Source organism: Yersinia sp. Marseille-Q5920, assembly GCF_946902935.1.
Classification (GTDB): domain Bacteria; phylum Pseudomonadota; class Gammaproteobacteria; order Enterobacterales; family Enterobacteriaceae; genus Yersinia; species Yersinia rochesterensis.
The window spans coordinates 246,203-267,214 of record NZ_CAMPQA010000006.1; the positions used below are offsets into that span (position 1 = coordinate 246,203).

The window sequence follows — 21,012 nt, forward strand, 5'->3', positions numbered from 1 at the left end:
ATGACGAGCATAGAAGGAATACATTATGAAAACGCTTATTCGTACCACTGTGCTCGCGTCCTTAGTGTTCAGCAGTATTTCTATGGCCGCTATGAACTCCGAAGATGTCATGGTGGGCGGGGCTTCAATGTTGCCAAGCAAAAACATCGTCGAAAATGCGATGAATTCCAAAGATCACACCACCTTGGTGGCCGCCGTTAAAGCGGCCGGGCTGGTGGATACCCTAGAAGGCCCCGGGCCATTTACCGTATTTGCGCCCACCGATGCCGCGTTTGCAAAATTGCCCGCAGGTACGGTTGAAAATCTGGTCAAACCAGAAAATAAAGCCATGCTTACCCAAATCCTGACCTATCACGTGGTGCCGGGGAAATACGATATGCAGCAGTTAGCAAGCAAAATTAAAGCGGGCGGCGGGAAGGCTGAGCTGAAAACTGCAAATGGCGAATCATTGTGGATCATGAACAATGGGCCGCATAACATTCAGTTGAAAGATGCTAAAGGGAATGTCGCCAATATCAGCATCTATGATGTACAACAGAAAAATGGTGTGATCGACGTTATTGATACTGTTCTGATGCCTAAATAAAACCCGTCTATACTTGCACCTTACGGGTTTTTTAGGGATAGGCGCATGAATGAATGTTCTGTAGAACAACAGATTGGACTGATCGATGCTATTGCTCAAGGCGATCAGTCCGCTTTTGAACAGCTTTATCGTCTGACCTCCCCCCGATTATTCGCCGTCGCATTACGAATCCTGCGTAATCATGCCCGGGCAGAAGAAGTTTTACATGACAGTTTCCTCAGCGTCTGGAATCGGGCGGGAAATTACAACGCGAAGTTAAGCTCGCCATTAACCTGGCTGACGCATATTGTCCGTAACCGTGCCATTGACCTGATGCGCGGCTGTGATAATAGTTTGCAAGTGCTGGATGATGAACAAACCGATGCGCTGGCTGATAATGCGCTCACGCCACTGGCGCAATTGCAGCAAGACAGCGAAGCCAAAAAGCTGGCTGAATGTTTGACACATCTGCCCACCGAACAGCGACAAAGCCTTATGCTGGCTTACTACCAAGGGCTGTCACACGGGGAGATTTCAACTCATCTGCAACAACCTCTTGGCACGATAAAGAGCTGGATTCGTCGTGCGCTGGATCATCTGAAGGATTGCGTAGGATTATGAAAAATAGACGCGAATATGACTCAGCACTGGCCGCAGAATATGCGCTGGGCACCCTACGAGGGCTGGCCAGAATGCGTTTTACCCGAAGAATTCGCCGCGATCCTCAACTGGCGGCCGATGTTGCCAGTTGGCAAAGTCTGTTTACGCAGTTGGATAATCAATTAGCTCCTTTGGCCCCGCCTGAACGGGTCTGGAAACGACTGGAATTGCAATTGCCGCCAATTAATATCCGGCTGGTTAATAACAATCGCTGGCCTTATCTGGGCTGGGCGGTGGCCGCCGCATTGGCCGTATTTTTGCTGATTCCACGTTTATTGGTGTCCCCACCCACCACCTTGCCGGTAGCGGTCTTGTCAAATAGTCAGCAAACTAGTCAATGGGTGGTCACTCTGGAAAAATCGACCCGCAGTTTGACCTTAACACCCTTGAATCTGGTCGCCATCAGTGACAGTAATAGTCTTGAATTATGGCGTATTCCCGCCGGAGAAAAACCACATTCATTGGGGTTATTAAATACTCAGGGGCCGACACACCTGACACTGGCTGAAAACCAGTTAACCGGCGATTCATTACTGGCAATCAGTTTGGAACCTCACGGCGGGTCGCCCACTGGCCAGCCCACCGGGGCCGTATTGTTCAGTGGACCACTACAAAATCTGTGATTTTTCTCTCGGAGGCCATACATGCAAGACTGGGATCCTGATTTATATCGCCAATTTGAAGCAGAACGCACCCGCCCCGCTCACGACCTGCTAGCACATATTCAAGCAGCAACACCGCAGCGTATCAGTGACTTAGGTTGTGGGCCGGGTAATTCCACGCAATTGCTGCGCGAGCATTTTCCTGATGCCCAACTGGTCGGCATTGATAATTCCCGCGCCATGTTGCTCAGTGCGCAACAGCGCTTGCCCGATTGCGCTTTTCTCGAAGCCGATATCCGCCAATGGCAACCTTCAGAGCCGCAAGACCTGATTTATGCCAATGCATCGCTACAGTGGCTCACTGACCACCAGCAACTCTTCCCTTACCTATTTTCTAAACTAGCTGCCAACGGAATACTTGCCGTCCAGATGCCGGATAATCTTGATGAGCCTAGCCACAGGGCAATGCGAGAGGTCGCCGCAAACGGCCCATGGCAGCAAACGCTACAGGAGGCTGGCGCTGAGCGGGTAAAGGTGCTCACCGCCAATCAGTATTATGATTTGCTGGCTCCTCATGCTGAACAAGTCGATATTTGGCGCACCACCTATTATCACCCGATGCCCTCCGCACAGGCGATTGTCGATTGGCTACGCGCAACCGGTTTACGCCCTTTCCTTGAGCCGCTCTCTGAATCTATGCGATTGGATTTCCTGCAAGATTACCTGACTATTATTGATGCGGCATATTTACAACAAGTTGATGGTCGGCGCTTACTCGCGTTCCCGCGCTTATTTATTGTTGCCCGATCACGGTAATAACCCTTTGAGTATGCCGGTTAAATTAATTTTCCGGCATACTGGAATGATATAACGCAGAAAAATAGTCAATGAAGAAAATAATCTATATTTAAAATATAAAAATACATATAAATCATAGTGATAAATATTATCAATTGAGCACAATAATAAGAATGATAATATTTTAGCAATGAAACATTAAATGATACTTTAAAACACACTTAGCAATAAGCTATTTAATTGATAGGCACTATCTGCCCCACAAAATTAAATATCTTTGTTATACTTATCCCGGTGAAGAAATTGGTAATCAACTCAATAAAGGGATACCTATTATGAGTACAGCAAAACTGGTAAAAGCAAAATCTTCCGAACTCATCTATACACGAAATGACGTTGATGAACATACTAAAGAGCTTACGATTAAGCTATTAAATGAGCTGGTTATTCAGTTTATTGATCTGTCACTTATCACCAAACAAGCCCACTGGAATATGCGCGGAGCTAATTTTATTGCGGTCCACGAAATGCTGGATGGCTTCCGCACCACCATTAACGACCATCTCGATACTTTTGCAGAACGCGCGGTACAATTAGGGGGGATTGCACTTGGCACTGCACAGCTAGTGACTGAAAAAACCCCATTGAAGAGCTATCCGACTCGTATTCATAGCGTGCAAGATCACCTGAAAGAGTTAGCCGACCGATATGGTGTGGTGGCTAACTTTGTGCGTAAAGCCATCACTGAAGTCAAAGATGAAGATAGCGCAGACATGTTTACTGCCGCCTCACGCGATCTTGATAAGTTCTTGTGGTTCCTCGAAGCCAATCTTGAAGATCAGCGCTAATATCGCCGATAGATTTCAAAGCGCAGGAAAACATTAACTGAGAACAGTCAACATTCCTGTCATTTGAAGCAATTGAGACAGGGCCGGTTATCCGGCTCTGTTCACGAAGATGTCCCTCACTTCCACTTCCCTTCCTGCCCGATTTTCAAACCAAAACCCGATGCAGCTAACAATATTGTTACATAAGCGTAAGCTATAGATTGTTTATTATTGACTATATAGTTAATAATAAGTAAACAATTGAATGGTTGCACCAAAATGATATTTTTGCACCATTTAAGGGCGTCAATTTGGTGCAAAAATCGCAGACTAAGTATTCGCCTACTAATTACTTAGAGAAATGTCTCTATTTTTAAATAACTTGCATTTCTGGCACGTTTTTTTCATATTGCACACTGAAACATAAAAATGGATCCCCATGCCCCACGCCATTGAGGTTGCAGTTTGGCTGCAATATCGACAACAAAGGGTATATCCACCAAAGCACAAAGGAACTCCCACTTATGAAGTCACTTGTCAAAGTTTCATTGGCCGCTCTCGCGCTGGCCTTTGCCGTTAGCTCCCACGCCGCAGAAAAAGAACTGATTGTTGCCACAGACACTGCTTTCGTTCCTTTTGAATTCAAACAAGGGGATAAATACGTCGGTTTCGATATCGACTTATGGGATGCCATCGCGAAAAAACTGGATCTGAAATACACCCTGAAGCCAATGGATTTCAGTGGCATCATTCCTGCGTTGCAAACCAAAAACGTGGATCTGGCACTGGCTGGGATCACCATCACCGACGAACGTAAAAAAGCCGTCGATTTCTCTGATGGTTATTACAACAGCGGTCTGCTGGTGATGGTCAAAGCGAATAACAACGACATCAAAGGCGAAGCTGACCTGGCAGGCAAAGTGCTGGCAGTGAAAAGCGGCACCGGCTCTGTCGATTATGCTAAAGCCAACATCAAAACCAAAGACTTGCGCCAATTCCCAAATATCGATAATGCGTATTTGGAGTTAGGTACTGGTAATGCTGACGCCGTATTGCATGACACACCAAACATCCTTTACTTCATCAAAACTGCCGGTAATGGCCAGTTCAAAGCGGTGGGCGACTCCATTAAAGCTCAACAGTATGGTGTAGCATTCCCACAAGGCAGTGACCTGCGCGAAAAAGTTAACGCCGCGCTGAAATCCCTGAAAGAAGACGGCACTTACGCTGCAATTTATAAAAAATGGTTCGGCGTAGAACCTAAGTAATTCATTTTTTGAAATTTTTATACTCTGAAAGTTCGAAGTATGACGAGTATAGACCAGGAGAATATCCATGCAGTTTGAATGGAGCGCTATTTGGCCCGCCATCCCAATCCTGCTTGAAGGCGCCAAGTTAACCCTATGGATTTCGGTCCTGGGGTTGCTTGGCGGCCTGATTATTGGGGTTATAGCAGGTTTTGCCCGCGCCTATGGCGGTTGGCTGAGTAGAAATATCGCATTAGTATTTATTGAATTGATCCGTGGCACGCCGATTGTGGTGCAGGTGATGTTCATCTACTTTGCACTGCCGATGATGATGCCCGTGCGCATCGATCCCTTCTCAGCAGCCGTTGTGACGATCATGATTAACTCAGGTGCCTATATTGCGGAAATTACCCGTGGTGCAGTGCTGTCAATCCACAATGGGTTCCGTGAAGCTGGTCTGGCGTTAGGTTTGTCCAAACGCGATACCTTGCGCTATGTTATTGCACCTTTGGCTCTGCGCCGCATGCTACCGCCATTAGGTAACCAATGGATCGTCAGCATCAAAGACACCTCACTGTTTATCGTGATTGGCGTAGCCGAACTGACTCGCCAGGGTCAGGAAATTATTGCCGGTAACTTCCGCGCCATGGAAATTTGGAGTGCGGTTGCGGTTATCTACCTGATAATCACCTTGGCTCTGAGCTTTGTTCTGCGCCGGTTAGAAAGAAAGCTGAAAATAATATGATTGAATTCAAAAACGTCTCCAAACACTTTGGTAAAACCCAGGTGCTCCACGACATCAATCTGAATATCACCAAGGGAGAAGTGGTGGTGATTATTGGTCCTTCCGGCTCGGGTAAATCCACCTTGCTGCGTTGTATCAATAAACTGGAAGTCATTACCAGTGGTCAGTTAATTGTTGATGGCCTTGATGTCAATGATCCCAAAGTGGATGAACGCCTGATTCGCCAGGAAGCGGGAATGGTGTTCCAACAGTTTTATCTGTTCCCACATCTGACTGCGCTAGAAAACGTGGCATTTGGCCCGGTTCGTGTGCGCGGTGCTTCTAAGGAAGCCGCCAATAAGCTCGCGATGGAGTTATTGACCAAAGTTGGGTTGGAAGAACGCGCCCATCATTATCCGGCAGAGCTATCCGGTGGCCAACAACAGCGTGTGGCTATCGCCCGTGCATTGGCGGTAAAACCTAAGCTGATGCTGTTTGATGAGCCGACCTCGGCACTGGACCCTGAGTTGCGTCATGAAGTTTTGACCGTAATGAAAGATTTGGCCGAAGAAGGCATGACCATGGTCATCGTCACCCACGAAGTGGGCTTCGCGCAAAAAGTAGCATCGCGCCTGATCTTTATTGATAAAGGCCGGGTAGCACAGGACGGTGACCCAGATAGCTTGATTTCAAATCCACCCAGTGAACGTTTACAGGAATTCCTGCAACACGTTTCCTGATGTGTATTTTATTATCACGTTAAAATGACGACGTTAAAATAGATGATGGCGGGTATCTTCACTGATATCCGCCATTTTTTATGCTGACAGCCGGTTATACATGAGTTTGCTGATTCTTGACCTGAGAAAACGCTGTCATCAACTTCACCACATCCTGCATACCTATATTCACTTGATGAATGACTTCACCGGCATCTTGAGTCAGCGTGACCCCACCTCCGGCCTGCTCAACACAAACGCCCATCCCCTTGATGGCCGCCATAGCACCATTTTGAATAGTCTTGGTCATCTGCTCGATTTCAGTAGCGGCCTTACGTGAACTTTCTGCCAGAATTCGCACCTCACTGGCCACCACAGAAAAACCTTTGCCGTGTTCACCCGCATGGGCAGCTTCTATTGAAGCATTGATTGCCAATAAATTAGTTTGCGAGGAAATTTTGCGAATGGCTTCCACAATGGTGCCGATCTCTTTCGAGCAACGCCCTAACTCACTGATAACCGCCGAGGTTTCGCGCGCCACAGATTCCACTTCCTGCATGCCGCGCACCGCCTGTTGAACAATCTCCGCCCCTTGTGATGCCGAGCGGTCAGTGGTTAATGATAAATGGTGTACATCGCGAATCAGGTTTTCTTTATGTTCCTGCTGCAACATCAATTGTGTAATATCCTGAGCAATCTTCACCACTTTTAGCACTTGCCCCTCTTTATCCATAATCGGGTTATAACTCGCCTCCAGCCAGACCCGCTCGCCGCGGCTGTTCACGCGTTCAAAGCGCCCGACAATAAACTCACCTTGAGCTAGCCGCTGCCAATGCTGACGATATTCGTCTGAGTGCGCAAATTCAGGGAGACACAAAATCTGATGAGACTGATGCCGAATATCGGCCAGTGAATAACCAATAACATGCAGCAAATTATCATTGGCATCTAAAATAATACCCTGCGGCGTGAAAGTAATCATTCCCATTGAACGATTAAGCGCTGCCAATAAACTCTGGTGTTCCTGAGATTGCACAATACGCTCAGTCACATCACTGGCAATTTTAATAATTTCCACCACTCGCCCTTTATTATCGAGCACCGGCGTATAGGTTCCTTGCAGCCAGATAATAGAGCCATCTTTACGAATGCGCTTAATATTATCGGTAATAGGCCGCCCTTCATTGAGTAATTGCCAGTGACGACGATAAGCATCACTTTGCACATAATGTGGGTCACAAAACAATCTATGATGCTTCCCGAGGACCTCCTCCCGTTGGTATCCCATTGATTGTAAAAATAAGGTATTAGCGTGTTTTACTGTGCCATCCGGCTTGAAAATAATCATGGGGATTGCATTGTCAATCGAGGTCAGTTCGGCGCGCTTCGATGCATGAGATGAGCTGAAATTGAACAACATAAGTCGCGTCCTTATGGTGAAAGATTGAGCTGCAAATAAGTCATGTGACTATCAACATGTTTGCACGACAAAAAACCAGAAAATCAGAATAGAATTTTCTTTACGTTTTATTCTTCACCCTGGACGATGAGGTAGTTGGTTAGTAAAAATAAATACAGAAAAAAAATAAAAATAAAACCTACACTTGTCTTGTCGGCTATTTTGCCTGACTAAGAATTATCTTAATTAGCATAGTCGAAAGTATTTAGATTGACAGCCAATTGAGTAATATTGAAATAAAACAGTAGAAAATAGGGCTGTATCCAGATAATTAAATATTGCCTATAGGCGGCAAGTAAACGCATCCCGATGAGCTGACAAAGGTCAGTGATTCGGGTAAGTGCATTCAGCCAACACCCCTGCGACGCCTAGGGCTAAGAAAAGTATCCCCAAAGTCATTGGTGTTGCAGGTAGGCGGCAAGTAAACGCATCCCGATGAGCTGACAAAGGTCAGTGATTCGGGTAAGTGCATGCAGCCAACACCCCTGCGGCGCCTAGGGCGACGGGGATTACCAGCGCTCAGCTTTCCAGGCGACCTGCTGCTCCGGCGTCAGGAAAGTCCATGCCACAAACCGGCTGACTTTCTGCCCCTGTGCCATATCAATGGTACGAACTTCAACTGCATTGGCATAACGCAGAGCATGATAAATCGCCGGTAATGTGGTTTTTTTCGAAATAAGTGAAGTAAACCAGAAGCAATTTTGCGCTTTCGTCGCGCTCTCTGCCACCATGCGGCTGACAAAACCTTCTTCCCCGCCCTCACACCACAGCTCGCTATTTTTTCCGCCAAAGTTTTGCACCGGTTTAGCGGCAACTTCACCTTTACCCAATTTGTGCAATTTCCGGCGAGTGGTTGCAGCCGCTTCTTCTGCTGAACCATGGAATGGCGGGTTACACAATGTGGCATCGTAACGTTCATTCACCGCCAGAATACCTTCGAAAATCGCCTGCGGATCTTTTTGTTGCTTAAGTCGCAGAGTATTTTTCAGTGTTGGATTCATGGAGACCACCATTTTCGCCGCACTGAGAGCTTGCGAGTCAATGTCAGTGCCGGTGAAACGCCAGCCGTATTCCCGTTGACCAATAATGGGGTAAATGCAATTGGCACCGACGCCAATATCCAACACCGCAATATTCTTACCTTGCGGGATAACACCGTCATTGCAGCTGGCTAATAAATCGGCCAGATGATGCACATAATCCGCACGACCAGGAATAGGTGGGCACAAAAAGTCTGCTGGAATATCCCAATACTCAATGCCATAGAAATGTTTTAACAATGCCTTGTTCAGCATTTTGACTGCCAGCGGGGAGGCAAAATCGATAGAAATATCACCGTAGGCATTCGGGGCCAAAAAAGGGATTAATTCAGGGCAACTGACTGAAAGCGCATCAAAGTCATAACGCGAGCGATGACGGTTGCGCGGGTGCAATCCACTTTTTTCTTTAGGGAATATTTTTTTGTTTTCCATCGTACTGACTCTCTGATAAGCATTTTCTGGCGCGTAAGATAGCATAAATTCGCGGCGAACGGGCCAGCAGCGCAAGAGACAGCTCGCTATCTGCCGATTTATCTCAAAGATTGCCGATGGTTCTCACTTTGATTTTTTATATCCTGAGGATATGAACCCAGACAATTATTAATCAAATATTTTGAATAATTAACTCAATTGTATCCGGTTTTAAAATCTCTGCAAGGGCGTAATATAGCTTCCATCGAAAGGGAACGCCCTTTCAACCTTAAAATCGAATAGGAATACATCATGAAAAACATCAAAAATTTCGTTGCAGTTATCGCCCTGTCTACTCTGTCTTTCGCTAGCTTTGCCGCAGAACACATCAACAGCCAAGATGCGGCTAAATTAGAACAAGTCGGTGTTATCTCCGTTAGTAACGTCACTGACCTGAGCAGCTTGAAAGCACAACTGGCCGAAAAAGCAGATGCCGCCGGTGCTAAAGCTTTTACTATTACCTCAACAACCGGTAATAACTTGATGCACGGTACTGCGACCATTTATAACTAATTGATATTTATATTATATTTTAGCAATGCTCGCTGCCCTTATTGAGCCATAGCATTTCTGAAAGAGAAAAAGCCCATCAGCCAACCTGATGGGCTTTTTTATGTCGACAAAACACCGAATCACATTGATAGGAGTCGGGCATTTATTGCACTGGCAAATGTGCGACACATGGCCTCATCACCTTGCTGATTGTCAGCCAGTTGCTCATCTCCATCAACCACCCGCATAGTCACGTTTAAGTCAAAATCTGCTACCGGTTGTGGGCGTATTGCCGCCAGTTTAATTGTTTTCAGGGCTTCATCCCAAGCTTCTTCAACGGTTTGATTACAAACCTTCGCCAGATAATCTGGATTGAAGCCTTCCCCTGTCAGGCTGCGCAATGTTTCATCGTGAGTGACACTGTTGCCGGGCCGCCAATAATGTTCTGCAAGATCGGGGCCGATAGCGGGGTTGTCCGTCAGATAACCATCGCGGTTGAGGAAGAATGCTCGTGTTTGTTCTACCGCCATCAATGCCAATAAATAACCTTGATAGGAGCAAGCAGACTCCATTGATAATAAATGCGGAATAGCCAGTGTCGGGCGTGGGCTGCCACTGACACCCAGAATTTTTAATTCAATGTCTCGGGCCAGTTGAGTTATCGCTTCTGGTGTGCGTTGTGCATCATCCCACTGATAAAGTTGCCATTCAAAATAGGGCACTAATAAAATATGCCGATCATTAAAAGCTCGCATGGGTTGTCGCGCCTGAATGCTTTCCTGAATCAATGCGTCGGGAATCGATTCGCCCTGACTGTTCTTAGCATAACGTTTTAACCAATCGGCATCATCAAGCAAGCTATCGCAGAACATAGATTGCGTTTCGGCGTAGGCCATTGAGGTTGGAGGGAATTCTTGTGAAAAACAGGGAGCATTTTGCACAATATTAGAAAAATGGGCCGCATGCCCACCTTCATGAAATAAGGTATTTAGCCCCGACGCCCCACTTCCAACCTGATCGGGCTTGGCCAAACTGGTGAAATTGATGCGCGCCGGAACCCAGTGACCTTGGTCAACAAAAGGCGGCACCGGCCCATGCATAAAACCATTTTCATATTTCCCTTTACGCACCAGCAGATCCAAATTCATCTGTGCGCCGCGAAAACCAACATGTAGCCGCTTAAAACTATTAACCCAGCGGTCAAGTGACTCGGCAAAGGGAAAATAAGGATCTAGTAGGCGGGTGACATCTCCCCCGCTGGCAAAGCGAATATTCCACGGCTCCAGCGTTTCAAGGCCTTTTTCCTCAACGAGTTGCTGCAAACTACGCAAATTAGCCTCGCGAGTTTGTTCTTCAAAACGATCCAAAATGGCAAATAACTGTTCCGGCGTCATCTGCTCGGTTTTATTCACTTTGTAATCAAAGTAATTGCGATAACCCAATTTCCGCGCAAAACGATTACGCAAACTAATTAATTCTGGCAAACCATTGTGCAATAGCCATTGTTCCAACTCCCGCAATGCCAAGTGCGAACTGTGCCGACATTCTGCATTTTCATTAGTGCCCTGGTTCGTCAATAACTCACCCAGAGAGGCGGAAACCCGCTCACCGGCAGCATTTAAATGGGTTAGAGTGAAGCTTTTGCGCCGTTGGTAAAGGGATGATTCTGCGGCAATAATTTCATCAAGTAGGGCTTGTGTGTTGAGGTCTTCAATAGCATTACAATCAAAAAAACGGTACCACCCTTGCAACCCGTGCAATAGTGCATCGCGATCCACGGTGGATGGCTCGTTTTCCAACTGGGCAATCAAGCCACGCAGTTCTTTCAAGCGGTGGCTCTGTGCGATAAAACGCTTATAAACACTCTCGGCTGTAGAGAATTGCTGAGCAATATCCTCCCCACCTAGCCCCATATAATTCTGCCAAAAAAGATCTTCTTTAGCCTGATGGACAGCCAGGTAATCCTTATTCAGAGCAGTAAAGTAGTCTAAAGCTTGTCGCATAGTGTTCCTTTTCAGCAATTATTCATTAATATCAATTTAAGTCAGTAAAAACCAAATAATAGTGAGTTTATCACCCTCAAAAAAAGACAACAAAACATGATTAAATTAAATCAGTAAAACCATTAAAATCAAATAGTAATAAAAAGACAAATACAAAAAAAACATCACGGATGTAATATTTAAATTATCTACTAAAAATACACATTAACTATAGCCATCTACCGAATGATAGTAATGCCTTATAAGTCATTAATTTGTTGCCGTGCCTGTTCGATAGTCTCCGCCCGCCCAACGGCTACCAAACAGCAAGCAAGCTGCTTTTGAATAGAATCTGGAATGGGTACAACACTGGCCAAACAATCTTCAATCCAGCGGGCGGTAATGGCAGCCTCTTTCGACGAGGGTAATGCCAGTTCGGCCGGCTCGGGTTGGCGTTCCAACAAAATTTGCTGCTCACCATTATCGATATAATGGATGGGTGGGCAACGTAATGGGTTGGCATAAACCTCCCCTTCAGTCCCTTGCTGTAACAGGGCCGGAGCACTGATCGCCTGGAAGAAACCGCCGACTTTTTGCATATATTCTGGATGAGAAACACTGGCAAGGCGCAGTGCTTGGTCGCGAACAAATGGCGTTGCCAATTTTGCCAATGTATGGCTGCTATTTCGCACCCCCATACGCCAGCGTTGCTGTAATTGATCGTCTAATTGAGCGGACAATGCTGAAACAGGAATAAACACCGGCAGCCCATCATCCAGACGCTGTTGAGCCTCTGTGGCACTGTGTGACCAAGGGATATTCAGGTGTTGGAAAATCTCGGCGCTGGTCACCCGGCTACTGTCTTCTGTCACGCCGTGTACCACCACCGGTAGCCCAAGGCGGGCTAGCAATAACGCCAATAATGGGGTGAGATTAGCTTGTTTACGCGCGCCGTTATAACTCGGAATAACCACTGGTAATGGGCGATTTTGCGGTGCCCGCAGTGACATCACCTGTTCCTGCATCGCCTGATAAAACCCCAAAATCTCCTGTTCAGATTCACCTTTAATACGAAATGCAATCAGAATGCCACCCAGTTCCAGCTCCGGTACTTGCCCGGCCAACATGGCTTTATATAGTTCATATGCGGTCGTCTGATCCAGATCCCGGGCATGATTTTTACCGCGCCCAATCTCTTTGATAATTTTGCTGTAATCCATGGTGCGGTATTTCGCCTCTCAATGTTCCGTAACTCTATACCCGTCATCCTGCAAGTTGCCTGTGTTGGCTTTCTTTATTACACAGCCGCTGCAACTCGAATTATTCAGAATATAAATAAGTTGAATACTTCTGAAACTTTATCACCAATAGTGATGAATGTGCCCGAAATTGTTACTGCGGTGAATATGTAGTAAAGGCCCCGACCAGCGCTTCAATCTCCAGTGCGGGATATTGATCGGCCAAAGTGAGTAATCCAAAGCAATGAGCTGAATGTCTCTATGGATTGTCCAGCTCTTCGGGCCGGCTGAATAGCACTTGATAAATAGCGCCGCCCAAAGCTCCGCCCACCAAAGGGGACAGCCAAAATACCCATAATTGTTGCAAGGCAATTCCACCGGCAAAAATAGCCACACCGGTGCTACGAGCAGGATTTACCGAGGTGTTATCCACTGGAATACTGATTAAATGAATCAATGTATAAAACAGGCCAATGACTAAAGGGCCGACTACTGCGGGGGTCGCTGCATCCGTCACCCCCATAATCACCATGACGAAACCCATGGTTAAAATCACCTCGGCCAGCAATACCGAGGGTAAACTGTAACCTCCGGGGGAGCGCCCGCCAAAACCGTTACTGGCAAACCCGGCACTGACATCAAAACCGACTTTGCCGCTGGCGATTAAATATAAAACGGCGGCACCCGCTAATCCCCCAAGCACTTGCGAGAGGATATAAGGCAGTAATTGCGCGCCAGAGAAACGGCCACCCACCCATAAACCGAGTGATACCGCAGGATTAAAATGCGCACCAGAGATATGCCCTAATGCATAGGACATCGTGACCAGCGCCAGCCCAAATGCCAACGCCACACCGAGAAACCCAATCCCCGCCTCCGGGAACATTGCAGACAATACTGCACTGCCACATCCGCCTAATACCAACCAGAAAGTGCCAATAAATTCAGCCATTAGCTGTTTCATATTGATCGACCTCAGTCCGCTAAATATATTGATAGCAGTTAGCATTGCCGTGAATCAATAGCAGCAATGTACACCGGAGGTACCGCTTGACGTGTTAGTGTCTGCTTACCCGCGGCTGGTATAAGCTTAGTCACTGAATTTATGTCTATCAGAAAAGATTTCAGATCAAATTATTTTTTAAAAAATAATTAATAAAGGCAATGAGTTTTGCTGTGATTTGAGGTTAGATGCGAGTGGAATTCGCTTATCAGAAAGGCAACCTCGACTATAAATAATCACTCGCCCCGCTCTGATAACCGAATCCTATTATAAAGACGCCCGTTTCTTCCGCACTCTCTTACCCGCCTTAGCGGCCACTTTCACCGGCAGTGCAGGAATACTTTTTCCCTCGGGCATATCTGGCTGCTCAATGGGGAAAATCGGCAACGCCGCCAATAACCGCGAGCCATAGCCCTTGGTTAACAAACGCCGGTCATAAATAACAATTTCACCGTGACATTGATGACTTCGAATCAAGCGCCCGACCTGCTGTATCAAGTTAAATGAAGCACTTGGCAAGCTCTGCACTTCAAATGGATAGCGTTTCAATGACTTAAGCCATTCACCCTCGGTCAAAATAACCGGGCTGTCGATAGGTGGAAATGAAATTTTGTGAATATGAACCTGAGTCAATAAGTCCCCTTTCAAATCCAGCCCCTCGGCAAAAGATTGCAAGCCAATCAACACACTGGCGGTGCCATTCTTCACCCGCTTACGGTGTTCTTCAACCAGCCGATAGCGCGGTTGATCACCTTGGACTAACAGCATTAAACGCAAATCGGTAACATGACTGAGAAAAGTTTGCATCGCCCGATGGCTGCTAAACAGGACCAACATACCTTTATGTCGCCCACTGGCTTGCTGCGCGCGGAAGAAATGCGCCATTTCTGCCAAATGCTCAGCTTCATGAGCCATAGTCGGCTCAAAGCGCATTTTGGGAATAATCAGCTTCCCTTGCTCAATATGATTAAAGGGTGATGACAAGGTTTCAAACCGGTCTCCGGCCTTTTCGCTCAAACCGCTCAATTCCTGCAAACGCGCAAAACTATTGAGTGATCGCAATGTGGCTGAAGTGACTATTACATGGGGCACTTTGCGCCACAGCATTTTATCTAGTTGATCACTAACACGAATTCCCACGCAATGAAAATAGAGATGAGTTTGGTTCTCGCGATAATCCCGAGTAACCCACTTGGAAATCGGCGCATTCGACGCTTTTTCCATGGCAGCCAAGCGCCAGAGCTTACTCATGGCCTCGAGATAACCCAATGTCCGGCTCATTTGCAAAATGGCACGATGTAACCGCACAATATCGTGCTTACCAGTTTGTTCGCTCAAATCATTAAGAACAAACTCAGCCAGACCACGTAGGGCATCCGTCAACTTGAATAATTTGGCGCAATCTTCCGTCAAACTGCCCGGTAACTCGCCCATTTCGAAGCGATATACTGCCGGGCTACCATCGGCGGGTAAAAGTTGACTAACTTGCTGTTCTACACTCAACATCAGCTCACGCAACTGCTCGCAGTGATCCTTCAAACGCTCAGGATTCGCCAGACCCGGCGGGTTTTTCGGCCGGTATTGCACCATGCATTGATCTACCAGCCGGGCAATCATATCCAACTGCATATTGGCAAAAACAGCAGTGATTTCACCCTCAATTTCTAGCGCATCCCGTGCTACATCGGGCAGATGATGGCCCTCATCCAATACCAGCAGCAGCTCTTTGGGATTGGGCAATACGGATTCAGTTTCCAATGCCGCCATGACTAATGCATGGTTGGCGACCACCACATCAGCATTTTCGATTTCTTTGCGGGCAATAAAAAATGGGCATTCACGAAAATAATGGCAATTACGCCCGAGGCAGTTGGCCTTATCGGTACTTAATTTGGCCCACAGACTGTCACTAAGTGATAACTGATGATGGTCACGCAGGCCATCCCAAACATGACTATTCAAAGAATTAGACAGTGCCAGGCACGTAGCCTGTTCCTCACCATTAGCAGGAGCTAATTCATCACCGAGAAAAAGTGATAAATCCCCTTGTCCGGACACATCCGTGCACATCGCCGCAAGATTACGTGGACAAACATACCGCCCGCGCCCAAAGGCACCGGTGAACTTGAGGTCAGGAATAATCTTCTTCAACAGCGGCAAATCTTTACTGTAAATCTGATCCTGCAACGCCACATTTGCGGTACTGACCACCAGCGGCTTGCTTTCTGCCCGGCTGACGGCAATGCCGGGGATCAGATAAGACAGTGTTTTGCCAACACCCGTCGGGGCCTCAATAGCCAAGTGACGGCCTGCGTCGCCGGCCAGTGTTTTTGCCACTTCGGCGATCATCTGGCGCTGTGGAGCACGAGAAATAAAGTCCGGGATCTGCTGCGAAAGAGCCTTATACCACTGACTAATTTGTTCTTTTACTGCTGGGGACAACGCCATGCATATCTTATCTAAACTGAATGTTGCCCTATTGTCCCACACCGTAGCGCTCACGTCAGCCCGAAAGCACTATACCCGTCATACTTCAAGCTGCATGTGCGTTGGCTACGCTCAATCACCCGAATCACTTACAACAGTAAGCTCATCGGGGTTCTCTCTCTTGCCGCTTTCCTGCAACTCGAATTATTTAGGGTATAGATAAGTGTCAGTTTAGTGCAGCTGAAAATGCATAATATTTACGCAAAATCGTAGTTATTTATATTTTGTCATAAATATATCACACAGATGCGGTAAAAATTCTGCGCTGGATGAATTCAGACAGATATTGAATACAGCAAAAAATTCTACTATTCGCGTCTTTTCAAATAAGAGAAACAGGGCATAAATATGAAACGTAATATTCTGGCAATCCTAATACCGGCTTTATTAGTTGCCACTTCTTCACACGCAGCAGAAATCTACAATAAAGATGGTAATAAACTGGATTTATACGGGAAAGTAAAAGCTCTGCATTATTTCTCTGATAATAGTAAAAGTGATGGTGACAAATCTTATGTTCGCCTTGGTTTTAAAGGTGCCACCCAAATCACCGACCAATTAACTGGTTATGGTCAGTGGGAATATAACTTCGCCGCTAACTACGCTGAAAGCCAGGAAACAAAAGACAACAAAACACGCTTAGCATTTGCGGGTTTACGTTACGGTAAATTAGGTTCAATCGATTATGGTCGTAACTATGGCGTATTATATGACATCGCGGCCTGGACCGATATGCTGCCGGAATTTGGTAATGACAGCTACACCAGAACCGATAACTTCTTGACTGGCCGTACGACTGGCGTGGCAACTTACCGTAATACAGATTTCTTCGGTCTGGTTGATGGACTGAAATTCTCCCTGCAATATCAGGGTAAAAATGGCAACGAATCCGACAACACCAATGGCCGTGCAGATGCCACCAAACAGAATGGCGACGGCTTCGGCATGTCTTCCAGCTACGCAATTGGTGCGGGTGTCAGTGTGGGTGCAGCTTATTCTTCATCTAACCGCACCACAGCCCAGAAAGAAGGTCGATTTGGTAAAGGCGATAAAGCTGATGCCTGGACAACTGGCCTGAAATATGATGATAACGGTGTTTACTTAGGTGCAACTTACGCTGAAACCCGCAATATGACACCTATTTCTGGTACTGCGGTTATTAATAATGTTTCAACTGGCGTTAGTGGTTTTGCTAATAAAACTCAGAATATTGAATTGGTCGCACAATATCAGTTCGATTTCGGTTTAAAACCTTCTTTGGCTTATATTCAATCTAAAGGAAAAGATATCGAAGGTGTTGGCGATGCTGACCTGGTCAAATACATTGACATCGGTGCTATATATTACTTCAATAAAAACATGTCAACCTATGTAGATTATAAAATAAACCAGTTGAACAATGATAATAAACTGAAACTGAATACAGATAACGTTGCTGCGGTTGGCCTGGTCTATCAATTCTAATCTGGTGATTTAGCATTATCCTCATTGCTTTATTGTTTGAATGTTTCATCGTGTTTTGTGAATTTATTTTATTAGCAGTCATCACATTTTGCCGGGAGGTCACTCCCGGTTTTTTATTACTTATTAATAATTTATTTATTAATAGGAACAGATAATAACCCGACGTCACGCAGCGCTTCAGTTTTGTACATTTGACTCGCTGTATCGGAAAAATCAGCCTGTTCAATCCCTTTCTGCAATCGATCTTTCTCTTTATCTTCCGCGATAACCCGTTGATTATGTTGCAGCGCACGGGTAGATAAAAAAATGTATTCACTCTGTGCTGCCTCAGCGATGGGCATAAAAAGCAGTGCCAACAGTGTCGCCAGGCCGAAATAAGAACGTGTCAGATTAATAATACGCATCCTAATCTGGCCCCCCATCAGCAAACGTATTGCCCCATAACCCACTCACCTTATTCGATAATTGTCATATAGGCTCAGTTGTGTACCCTGATTTTATGCATCATCCCTGAAGCAATTTTTGCTTTCTTGACAAAAGTAGGTTTTGTCACTGCTTATTAAGCCAAGTGGTATTGATTATAAGAATAACTATCTGTTTTAACGAAAATTTTAGACGAAAAATTAAAACGTAAATAAATGATAAAAACCTTTGCTAACGATAGCTATTCTCATGTTTACTGGTACATCTCTATTTTATTGTTCCTTTCCTATTGAATAACTATGCTGAAGCAAAATAGCCGTAATCTGTGGTTGCTGGTCGGTTCACTTTTCACCTTATACTTCGTCTGGGGTTCTACTTATTTGGTCATTCGAATCGGGGTCGAAAGCTGGCCACCGTTGATGATGGCAGGATTACGCTACCTGATTGCCGGGGTATTATTGTTCAGCTTCCTGGCTATTCGTGGTCATGCCCTCCCCACTTTGCGCCAATGGATGGGTGCCAGCACGATTGGTATTTTATTATTGGCTATCGGTAATGGGTTAGTCACCATTGCAGAACACCAGCATGTTCCCTCCGGCATTGCCGCCGTGATGGTGGCAACTGTTCCACTCTTCACTTTGTGTTTCAGTATGTTATGGGGGATGCGGAATACTAAACTGGAATGGTCAGGCATTGCTCTTGGGCTGGTAGGTATTATATTGCTCAATACCGGCAGCAACTTATTAGGCAATCCACTGGGCGCGCTGCTGATATTACTGGCTTCTGCTAGTTGGGCTTTTGGCTCGGTCTGGAGCTCACGAATCGCGTTACCTAATGGGCCGATGTCCGGTGCAGCGCAAATGCTGGTCGCTGGCGTTGTTTTGCTGCTTGCCAGTACGCTAAGTGGCGAAGAACTGACCCAAACTCCCTCGATGGCGGGCATTCTGTCACTACTTTACTTGATTGTTTTTGGCTCAATGCTTGCCATCAGTGCTTATATGTTCCTACTGAAAAATGTCCGCCCAGCGGTGGCAACCAGCTATGCCTATGTAAACCCAGTCGTTGCAGTATTGTTGGGTATTAGTTTTGCCGGTGAAAGTCTCTCTACCCGAGAGTGGTGGGCATTAGCCGTCATTGTTTCTGCGGTGGTTTTGGTCACTTTGGGGAAATTTCTGTTTAAATCTCGTTAATCTCTATGCTCTAAATAACTCGAATCGCAGCTTGAAACATCACGAGCATATACAGCAAGAATGCAACATGGTTGTTTCATTTAGTAAACAGGATATAATTCACGCTATTTAGATAAAAAGTGAAAATAATTATGCTGAGAAAAGCACTCATTATTCTGATTGCAGTTATGGCTCTGAGTTCTTTAGGTGGCGTTTTTCTGGCTGGGTTGAACATTTATACCCGTTCAACAACTCCACATGAAACTGAAACCACGGAATCCAGTCCATTGTCTGATATTGGCCCTGCGGGCTTGTCCAACAATGGTCAGGAATCACCGTAAGCGCCCATCCAATAGCGGTATTTCTGCTGCAAAAAAATCTGCAAGCCCCTGACCCGTTCAGACACTAATGAACTGTGGGGGCATAGTAGATTTAAGGATAAAACTTCCCCCTACCAATGCTCAATGCCCAATGCCCGGCAATTTCACCATCATCACTGATATATTTGCCAGTCATATAGTGCCCCCTGAATATGGCCTTATCCATTGGTTATCATGATCATCAGGACGAGATAAGCTGGCGTAACAGAAATAAAAGCCTATGACAGCATGAACAATACACAATACCAGACCATATTTGCACAGGTGAGTATTTCACTGTTAGTGAAAAAATAATTTAACAAATTGATATTTATACTATTTTTTTTGCTGAGAAGTTCTTCATGACTGGCTGCGTGATTGAAATTTAGGATGGCTGTTTTACTATTGTCTTTATACCTCTGCCTTAGCCTATCTCATCGAGAATCAAGGCTTCCTTATTGCCTGTTTTAAAGGGTTATTACGCCTAATGCAGCAGCCTTTTCTTGCATCTGTTTAATAACGTTATAGGCCGACCAGGGTAATACGCTAAATCCATTGATCAATAATATAGCCTTAGCTGAAGTCGCCGCTGGCGAATTGACTGTAGCTCTGATGGCCTGACGTATCTGGATAAGCTCTTTTTCAGATGTTGTCACCGAAGTAATAAGTGGTAACCCAGGTGCAACGTCAGTTTTCGCGATAATCTTTAACCCGGCAACGGCCGCTGGATTATCACGCTGTAATAATGCGAAGCTAACACAATCTATCGCGGCAATATCTGCTTGCCGTTGTTGAATCATTTCAATTGAACGATAGTGGCTACCCGAGGCTACACGACGCGAAAAGAAACGCCCATTAACCGCCAATGGGGCAATCAAAACACGTAACGCATTATACCCTGATTGGGAGTTTGTGCTGTTGTAGACAACTGTCCGATGACGAAAGTCAGACAATTGCTCGCCTTGTTCGTCGTCACGAACAACCACTAAACTGCGATAATATTCACCAGAACAATAAGGTGATTGATAACTGAATACCCCAACCAACCGTACCTGTTGTTGCAGCTGAGTCACCAGAGGAAAACCACAGGTCTGACTCAAAAGCAGTGTAGGGTCACGCCAATGTTGCAATAAATCTAAAGGCCAGAGTAACTGTTCACTTACTCCAGAGACACCATGGCCGCGCAATTGTTGCAACAACAATTGCCAAAGAGGCTGGACATCTTGTTCCAGCCGAACCCCATACATGGGCAGTGAAATCATGATAGGCACCTACTTAAGAAG

The 21,012-nt window shown here is 45.9% G+C and carries 20 protein-coding genes; 12 read left to right on the plus strand and 8 right to left on the minus strand.

Features of this window, described 5'->3' with window-relative positions; genetic code table 11:
• Positions 1-25: 25 nt before the first annotated feature.
• From OVO64_RS11200 to glnQ, 8 genes are all read left to right on the plus strand, one after another.
• Entirely contained in the window at positions 26-586 is a 561-nt protein-coding gene (locus OVO64_RS11200; RefSeq protein ID WP_038634421.1) for a fasciclin domain-containing protein, read from the plus strand.
• A gap of 45 nt (positions 587-631) precedes the next feature.
• Positions 632-1,186, plus strand: coding sequence for an RNA polymerase sigma factor (locus OVO64_RS11205; protein WP_038634424.1), 555 nt, complete (start codon positions 632-634; stop codon positions 1,184-1,186).
• Positions 1,183-1,848 (plus strand): anti-sigma factor domain-containing protein, encoded by a 666-nt coding sequence (locus OVO64_RS11210; RefSeq protein ID WP_038634426.1) that lies wholly within the window; start codon positions 1,183-1,185, stop codon positions 1,846-1,848. The genes OVO64_RS11205 and OVO64_RS11210 overlap by 4 nt, the downstream gene beginning before the upstream one ends.
• A gap of 21 nt (positions 1,849-1,869) precedes the next feature.
• Positions 1,870-2,643, plus strand: a complete 774-nt coding sequence (gene tam / locus OVO64_RS11215) for a trans-aconitate 2-methyltransferase (RefSeq protein ID WP_038634429.1) — start codon at positions 1,870-1,872, stop codon at positions 2,641-2,643.
• A gap of 317 nt (positions 2,644-2,960) precedes the next feature.
• Positions 2,961-3,473: a DNA starvation/stationary phase protection protein Dps gene (gene dps / locus OVO64_RS11220; RefSeq protein WP_038634431.1), complete on the plus strand. Its 513-nt coding sequence runs from the start codon at positions 2,961-2,963 to the stop codon at positions 3,471-3,473.
• Between the two features lie 503 nt (positions 3,474-3,976).
• Positions 3,977-4,720 (plus strand): glutamine ABC transporter substrate-binding protein GlnH, encoded by a 744-nt coding sequence (gene glnH / locus OVO64_RS11225; RefSeq protein WP_004388693.1) that lies wholly within the window; start codon positions 3,977-3,979, stop codon positions 4,718-4,720.
• A 67-nt stretch (positions 4,721-4,787) separates the two neighbouring features.
• Positions 4,788-5,444, plus strand: a complete 657-nt coding sequence (gene glnP, locus OVO64_RS11230; RefSeq protein ID WP_005168189.1) for a glutamine ABC transporter permease GlnP — start codon at positions 4,788-4,790, stop codon at positions 5,442-5,444.
• Positions 5,441-6,163, plus strand: a complete 723-nt coding sequence (glnQ, locus tag OVO64_RS11235; RefSeq protein ID WP_038634434.1) for a glutamine ABC transporter ATP-binding protein GlnQ — start codon at positions 5,441-5,443, stop codon at positions 6,161-6,163. The genes glnP and glnQ overlap by 4 nt, the downstream gene beginning before the upstream one ends.
• Before the next feature lie 94 nt (positions 6,164-6,257).
• Here the strand turns inward: glnQ and OVO64_RS11240 are convergent, their stop codons facing one another.
• Positions 6,258-7,562, minus strand: a complete 1,305-nt coding sequence (locus tag OVO64_RS11240; protein WP_038634437.1) for a methyl-accepting chemotaxis protein — start codon at positions 7,560-7,562, stop codon at positions 6,258-6,260.
• 548 nt (positions 7,563-8,110) lie between these two features.
• Entirely contained in the window at positions 8,111-9,073 is a 963-nt protein-coding gene (gene rlmF, locus OVO64_RS11245; RefSeq protein ID WP_172667603.1) for a 23S rRNA (adenine(1618)-N(6))-methyltransferase RlmF, read from the minus strand.
• Positions 9,074-9,364: 291 nt separating this feature from the next.
• Here rlmF and bhsA point away from each other — a divergent pair, with 291 nt between their 5' ends.
• Complete coding sequence (bhsA, locus tag OVO64_RS11250; RefSeq protein WP_038634441.1) at positions 9,365-9,625, plus strand: multiple stress resistance protein BhsA; 261 nt, start codon at positions 9,365-9,367, stop codon at positions 9,623-9,625.
• Positions 9,626-9,744: 119 nt separating this feature from the next.
• Here bhsA and OVO64_RS11255 read toward each other — a convergent pair whose 3' ends face one another.
• From OVO64_RS11255 to dinG, 4 genes are all read right to left on the minus strand, one after another.
• Positions 9,745-11,607, minus strand: a complete 1,863-nt coding sequence (locus OVO64_RS11255) for a M3 family metallopeptidase (RefSeq protein ID WP_050291419.1) — start codon at positions 11,605-11,607, stop codon at positions 9,745-9,747.
• 239 nt (positions 11,608-11,846) lie between these two features.
• Positions 11,847-12,806, minus strand: coding sequence for a DNA-binding protein YbiB (ybiB, locus tag OVO64_RS11260; RefSeq protein ID WP_038634447.1), 960 nt, complete (start codon positions 12,804-12,806; stop codon positions 11,847-11,849).
• 277 nt (positions 12,807-13,083) lie between these two features.
• Positions 13,084-13,788: an aquaporin Z gene (aqpZ, locus tag OVO64_RS11265; protein ID WP_038634449.1), complete on the minus strand. Its 705-nt coding sequence runs from the start codon at positions 13,786-13,788 to the stop codon at positions 13,084-13,086.
• 306 nt (positions 13,789-14,094) lie between these two features.
• On the minus strand, positions 14,095-16,275 hold the full coding sequence (gene dinG / locus OVO64_RS11270) for an ATP-dependent DNA helicase DinG (RefSeq protein WP_050291422.1): 2,181 nt from the start codon (positions 16,273-16,275) through the stop codon (positions 14,095-14,097).
• 387 nt (positions 16,276-16,662) lie between these two features.
• Here dinG and ompF2 point away from each other — a divergent pair, with 387 nt between their 5' ends.
• Positions 16,663-17,778, plus strand: a complete 1,116-nt coding sequence (ompF2, locus tag OVO64_RS11275) for a porin OmpF2 (RefSeq protein WP_038634454.1) — start codon at positions 16,663-16,665, stop codon at positions 17,776-17,778.
• A 131-nt stretch (positions 17,779-17,909) separates the two neighbouring features.
• On the opposite strand, the gene OVO64_RS11280 is transcribed toward ompF2, so the two are convergent.
• The gene (locus OVO64_RS11280) at positions 17,910-18,182 is read right to left on the minus strand and encodes a hypothetical protein (RefSeq protein ID WP_186379508.1); all 273 of its coding nucleotides are present in this window, start codon (positions 18,180-18,182) and stop codon (positions 17,910-17,912) included.
• Positions 18,183-18,500: 318 nt separating this feature from the next.
• Between OVO64_RS11280 and yedA the strand changes: the two genes are divergently transcribed.
• Positions 18,501-19,391, plus strand: coding sequence for a drug/metabolite exporter YedA (gene yedA, locus OVO64_RS11285; protein ID WP_050291424.1), 891 nt, complete (start codon positions 18,501-18,503; stop codon positions 19,389-19,391).
• 131 nt (positions 19,392-19,522) lie between these two features.
• Positions 19,523-19,711: a hypothetical protein gene (locus OVO64_RS11290; RefSeq protein WP_025377722.1), complete on the plus strand. Its 189-nt coding sequence runs from the start codon at positions 19,523-19,525 to the stop codon at positions 19,709-19,711.
• Between the two features lie 485 nt (positions 19,712-20,196).
• Here OVO64_RS11290 and OVO64_RS11295 read toward each other — a convergent pair whose 3' ends face one another.
• Positions 20,197-20,991, minus strand: a complete 795-nt coding sequence (locus OVO64_RS11295) for a phosphate/phosphite/phosphonate ABC transporter substrate-binding protein (protein ID WP_186377398.1) — start codon at positions 20,989-20,991, stop codon at positions 20,197-20,199.
• Positions 20,992-21,012: the final 21 nt, after the last annotated feature.